A 6284-nucleotide genomic window follows, 5' to 3' on the forward strand; every position below is an offset into this window, starting at 1 on the left:
CGCGAGGTTTTTTCTCTTCTGACAAACTACTCCCCAACGCCGATGGGAGTTTCCGATGGGCAAAGGCACTTAACTGAAATGGCGCTTTGCCCAAAGCTTTATTCGCTCACCGTCACTTGTAAGTGACCGTCTAATTCAGCAAGCGATTCTGAACGGGGTTGAGCACCGAAGTGCTTTGCTAACAGCCCTGTCAAGATTTCCGGCAGATCATCGCAGGGCACCCCTTTTTGCACGCAGGTTCCCAATTGAGCATCCTTGCCAACCTTTCCGCCCATGTAAATATCTACGCCCTCGGCAGGTTTACCGTCCTTGCGAACTTTAGTTCCCATCAGGCCAATGTCGGCGACCTGAGGTTGACCGCAGGAGTTTGGACAGCCTGTCCAGTGAATCCGAACGGCATGGGGCAGCGATAGAGTCGCATCTAGCTGACGGGCGATCGCTAATGCTCGCTGCTTTGTTTCAACCAGGGCAAAGTTGCAAAATTGCGCTCCAGTACAGGAAACGAGCGATCGCACTAGTGGACTTGGGTCAACAGAAAACCGCTCCAACAGGCTCTCCTCCATCAAAAGCGTTAGACGAGAGTCGGGAATGTAGGGAATGATAATGTTCTGCTCAACGGTTAAACGGATCTCGCCTTCGCCGTAAACGTCAGCAATTCGAGCAACGTCGAACATGTCTTGCGCTGTTAGCCGTCCCACAGGCACATGAAGCCCGACATAGTTCAAACCTGGCTGCTGCTGAGGATAAACGCCAACATGGTCACGCTTATCCCAATCAAGCTCGTCTTCCAAGGCCGCATTGAGCAGCGGGCGATCGTAGGCTTGTTCAACTTCAGCGCGAAACCGCTCCATACCCCACTCGTCAATCAGCCACATCAGGCGGGCTTTTTGCCGATTAGCACGAGAGCCATTGTCCCGATAAACCTCTAGAATCGCGCGTGAAAGATCAACAACATCGTCATTGGGCTCAACCCAAGCGTTGAGTGGCACAGCAGCCTCACAACGGCGGGCCGAGAAAAAGCCTCCTACCAAAACATTGAACCCTAGCTTGCCGTCGCGATAGGCCGGGACAAAGGCAATGTCATTAATTTCGGCATGAACCGCATTGTCCCGTCCACCTTCAACCGCAATATTGAATTTTCGAGGCAGATTCGTAAATTCTGGATTGCCTTCGCTGCGATTTGTGATCATGTCTTGCAGCTTCTTGACCAGCCCGCGCGTGTCAATCAGCTCGTTGGCGTCAATGCCTGCAACGGGCGATCCGGTAATGTTGCGAACATTATCCATACCGGATTGCATCGACGTTAAGCCAACGGCTTCGAATCGCTTGAAAATATCAGGGATGTCTTCCAGTCGAACGCCGCGCAGTTGGAGATTCTGACGAGTAGTGATGTCTGCACTACCATCATCACCATAGCGTTGAACCACCTCTGCCAATACTTGCATCTTCTTACTGGAGAGAATACCGTTTGGCATTCGCATCCGCACCATGAATTTACCGGGTGTTACGGGACGGAAAAACACGCCAAGCCACTTCAAGCGCTGAGTTAGGTCTGTTTCGTCCACGGATTCCCAACCAAGCTCGGCAAACTTGTCAAGTTCCGATTTGACCGCTAAGCCATCTTTTTCGGCCTTAAACTTCTCAAACTTATTCAGCTTTTTAGACACTTTTGAGGCTGCGTCAACCACGGCTTCTTAACCCTTTATGTAGGCACAACAATCTGTGAACAAGCGCAAAACTAACTGGAATCCTAAAAATGGCGTGAGACGAGGGATTTGGGAGTATCCTTAACCTCTTACGTTCACGCCGTTGAACAGTCTCAACAGAGACTCGGCGCAGGTTTTGAAAACCCTGTGGAAGCCTACGCAAACGTTGTGTAAGACCACGGAATCAAAACGTTAGGCACCAAGTTAGAGGAGGTTATTGGAGGATTTTGTATCTTACAGAACACTTTTGGAAGAGTGCTTGCAGTTGACGCATGATTGCTATGCGATCTTTGCATTGCAAGGGGTATGAAATCTGATCCCAATCCAATCATCATCATGGGTGTAAGGCATTTTCCTGCTTCCTAAACTTCCACACGTGATATACACAAATGCATGGATTGCAGGTCTTCAATGCAGAAGTTGAATGGATCAAAAGGAAATGTTTGCTTAGAACTTTTACCGTTGTTGCCTCTATGACATAGATCGCGATGTTGCTGGTGGCGAAAACGGCACACAGTGTCAGTCTGTAATTTCTGCAATAAGTATTTCGAAGTCGTCTGGTCTGAAATGAAAGTTGGGTGCGCCAAGTTAGCTAAAGCGAAGAAAGCTGAACGTCTATCCAAATTTTTAGTGACGACTGTATATCTAAAAATACCGACTACATGGAAGGATCTTTAATGACAGTCACTTACGCAGTTGCAAATCACTGCATCAAAGTTCGTTTATTCTTCAATCTCAGATTTAATCAGGTTAATGTTCTTGAAAAGCAATTCACCCAAGCTTTCGGCAGACACAGCCGCTACTCAATATCTCGAAAGCACCTTAGACCAGCTGATCGAAGGGGATTTTCAAGCCCGGTGGGAGGCGACTAAACGACTCTCTACTATTGGTATTGAAACGATCGCTCATCTAATTCCTCTATTGGAGGATAAGGAACTGGATTGGGAAATCCGATGGTTTGCTGCTCGCGTCTTAGGCGGCTTTGATGATGAAAGGGCGTTAGAAGCGCTGATTCAGCTGCTGCAGAAAACACGTGAGCCTGACTTGATTGCGATCGCGGCAGAGGGGATTAGCCGCTTCCACGAAAAAGGAGTTGATGCGCTAGCAATATTATTAAGTACCCCACAACACTGCATTACAGCCGTTCATGCCCTTGCGAGTATTCAGCATCAGGCGGCATTTGAGCCATTGTTCGCGGCTGCGAAAAACTCAGATCCGGCTGTGAGAACTGCGGCCATTGCTGCCCTATCCAATTTTCGAGATCCCAAAGTCGATGATCTATTAATCAAAGCGCTCAAGGATCCAGTGGCCAAAGTTCGGCAGGAAGCCATTGTGCATTTGGGGTTACGTTCTTATTTGCTTGAAGAGATGGATTTGGTTAGCTTGGTTGCCCCAGGGCTTTGGGATCTGCATCCTGATGTGAATCAGGCAACCGCGATCGCTTTGAGCCGGTTGGGGACTCAGGCAGCCGTCACTGATCTAGCAAACGTTCTATCCTCTCCCCATACGCCGGAAAGCTTGCAGTTTCATATCGTTCGAGCACTGGGATGGATTGAAACAGACGATTCGCTGCTAGTGCTATTTTCTGCTTATCAATCAGTCTCGCTGGCGCTTCAAATCGGTATTGTTGAAGCGCTGTCACAACTGCAATCACTAGCTTTGCAAGAGCGAGCGAGTGAAGTGCTTTATGACTGGCTCAAGAGCGCGATCGCTGATATAAACACGGATGCAAAACTCAAGCAGGCGATCGCGCTAGCTCTGGGCAATCTACATAGTCATCAAGCAGAGCCGCTATTGCAACAACTCACTCAAGACGCTAATAAGCAAACCTGTCTGTATGCTGAAGCAGCATTGCGGAAATTGGCTGAAGGTTGAAGCGTATCTTCCCGACGGCATGGTAGAAAGCTAGGCCACGAAGCAGAAGTTCACAGCTGAATGCTTTGACAGTTGAACGACTCTGGAAAGTCGTAGCTGCTCGATGGCGAAATCATTTGCAGAGAAAGGCAGTCGCGAAGGCGCGCCCTGTAAGCGTTAGCTTATTGAATAATGAATTGATTCAAATCAATCCTTGCGGCACTTGGGATTTATAAGAGCAGGAATAAACAGTAAAATTACATTAAGTGAAGGTTCCATCTGATCTGGAAGGCGCAAGAAGCGTCCCCTAATCTCGGTAGGATGAGGATTGGACTTGAGCGCTGCTCTGTTGACGCACAAAGGTATCTGGCTATGACCGCAGTCACTTCTAAGCCGACGGCTCCCGCTTTTTGTGAAGGCATTCAGCATTTTGCTGATGATCTGCCCGATTTTGAGACTTATGGGAAAGTTCCTGTCATTGGTGAAGGAAAAAAGGCGATCGCAGACCCCACTGATGCTGCCTCGGTTTATCAGACCATGCTAGCGGCAGACGCCCTGCGATATTTGACGCTGCAGGTGACCGCAAGCAAGCAATCAGGCCATCCAGGCGGATTTGCGAGCATTGCTGATGGCATTGCTGCCCTCGTCATGTTGGGCTACAAGAATTTGATTACTGAAGTCGGACACCATGCGCCTGGCTTTTACAGCACGGTCTTTCTAGATCGGTCATTGGAGGCGATGGGGATTGAAACAGTCGCTCAGATGTGCGATCGCTTTCGGGAAACCCATGGACTGTTAGGACATTTATCGGGTCAGATTCCAGGCTTACTCAACCCTGCTGGGCCTCTAGGGCAGGGACAACACTTTGCTATGGCTGGAGCAAAGCTTAATCCAGGTACGTTGTTTCCTGTCACGATTGGGGATGGAGGGCTAGGTGAGCCCTACATCATGAGCAGTTTTGGGCATTTCCATACGGCTTATCCAGACGTTACTAATTTCCTCCCCATCTTGGTTTGGAACGGGTATTCCCAAGAGCACCACAGCATGGTGTCTACTCAGTCCAACGAAACGATGCTGGCTTATTGGCAAGCCAATGGTTTTGAGGTCATTCTGGTCGATGCGAAGGCGTTTGATGATGCGGACCAGCCAGGTGATTATGTCGACAGCACCGCATTTTCTTCAAAACAGCGCTTTGCCTTCACGCAAGCGGTCTTAGACGCAACAGACCGCGCCGCGAAATCAGCCATAGGCGGCACGCTCACAGTTTTAATCATTAAGCAGCTGAAGGGCGCTGGTGTTCACAAGCGTGGTGCTAAATCTCATAACCTTTATCCGGGCGACAGCTTGGATAAGGACTACATTGTTGAAGCTCTCCAGGCCAGAGCATTGACTCCAGCAGCCTGGGATCTGGTCCGCACTAACTTTGAGCGTTCCATGGGGGGACCTAACTCAAAAGCAGCAGTTACGGAATCGGTGTTGCCCGTACCTGATGTCGGAGCATTGCCGCTAGAAGAGTTTGCAATAGGTGGTGATAAAAAGGTCGCAACCACGGCTATGGGACAGCTCGTTGCCCATGTCGGTCAGCAGGATCCCCAGTTTGTGGTCACCAACGCGGATGGTAATGCGGCTTCTGGCATCAATAACATCAACCAGGCACTCAAAATTATTCATCCCACGCCCGATGAACTGTATTTCCAGCAGCCTCAAGGTCAGGTTTATGAGCCGCTGAGTGAGGATGCTTGTGCCGGACTTGCCGCCGCTCAAGCTCTGTTTGGAGCGCGATCGCTCTGGTGTTCCTATGAGTCTTTTGCCATCAACGGTCTTCCCATTTGGCAAACAGTCACTCAGGCGATGGCCGAACTACGGCGTCCTACCCCATCCACCATCACGCTATTTACGGCGGGCGCTCTAGAGCAGGGCCGCAATGGTTGGACGCATCAGCGACCCGAAATTGAGAACTATTTTGCCGGCATGATGCGGAACGGTAATGTGTTCCCCCTCTTTCCTGTTGATGCCAACAGCATTCAAGCCTGCTACGAATGGGCACTGGGAACCCAAAACAAAGGGATCACCATTACAGCCAGTAAATCGCCGCTGCCTATCCGTACGACCCTAGAGCAAACTCGAACGGCGTTGCAAACAGGCGCGATCGACCTTCAGTCAACGTCCGGCAGCAAGGTCGTTGTCTTTGCTGTCATTGGCGATATGACTCTAATTCCTGTTTTCGAAGCGGCTGAGCAGTTAAAGGCAGACGGCATCGGTGTCCGCATCGTGTCTATCGTGAATCCTAGACGGCTTTATCGACCTAGCGACGTGGCCTGGGAAAGTGCCTCGCAAGTAGATGGTGATTTCCTGGACGATGCTGGGTTTGAGCAACTGTTTGGCGGTGATGCTTTGATTGGCGTTACTGGTGGTTCGTCTGCCATGTTGGAACCTGTGATGCTCCGCAGTACCTCTCCTCGCGATACCTTTGCCTGGAAGCGCGGCGACACGGCTGGAAGTGCGGCTCAGGTCATGGCGCTCAATGGCATCACAGCCGATAACTTTGTTGCTCGGGCCAAGTCGCTGTTAGGGTGACCGATGTAGGGGGGCGATCGCCTCTGACAAAACTAAAGTAACTATAGAGGAAGGCAGAGACGCGATGCATCGTATCTCTGCCTTCTTTTAGCGATACGACAGATATAGCTTTACCTGTCCAGGCTTGGGCACCCAGATGCTATTGGG

At 50.2% G+C, this 6284-nt stretch carries 3 protein-coding genes; 2 read left to right on the plus strand and 1 reads right to left on the minus strand.

Features of this window, described 5'->3' with window-relative positions:
- Positions 1-98 precede the first annotated feature (98 nt).
- Entirely contained in the window at positions 99-1667 is a 1569-nt protein-coding gene (locus PN498_RS00470) for a ferredoxin--nitrite reductase (RefSeq protein WP_272060696.1), read from the minus strand.
- Between the two features lie 798 nt (positions 1668-2465).
- Here PN498_RS00470 and PN498_RS00475 point away from each other — a divergent pair.
- Positions 2466-3581 carry a HEAT repeat domain-containing protein gene (locus PN498_RS00475; RefSeq protein WP_272060697.1) on the plus strand — a complete coding sequence of 372 codons (1116 nt, stop codon included), beginning with the start codon at positions 2466-2468 and terminating at the stop codon, positions 3579-3581.
- A 351-nt stretch (positions 3582-3932) separates the two neighbouring features.
- Positions 3933-6137 (plus strand): phosphoketolase, encoded by a 2205-nt coding sequence (locus PN498_RS00480; RefSeq protein ID WP_272060698.1) that lies wholly within the window; start codon positions 3933-3935, stop codon positions 6135-6137.
- The last annotated feature ends 147 nt before the right edge of the window (positions 6138-6284 follow it).

This window comes from Oscillatoria sp. CS-180 (assembly GCF_028330965.1).
Lineage (GTDB): Bacteria > Cyanobacteriota > Cyanobacteriia > Phormidesmidales > Phormidesmidaceae > Halomicronema.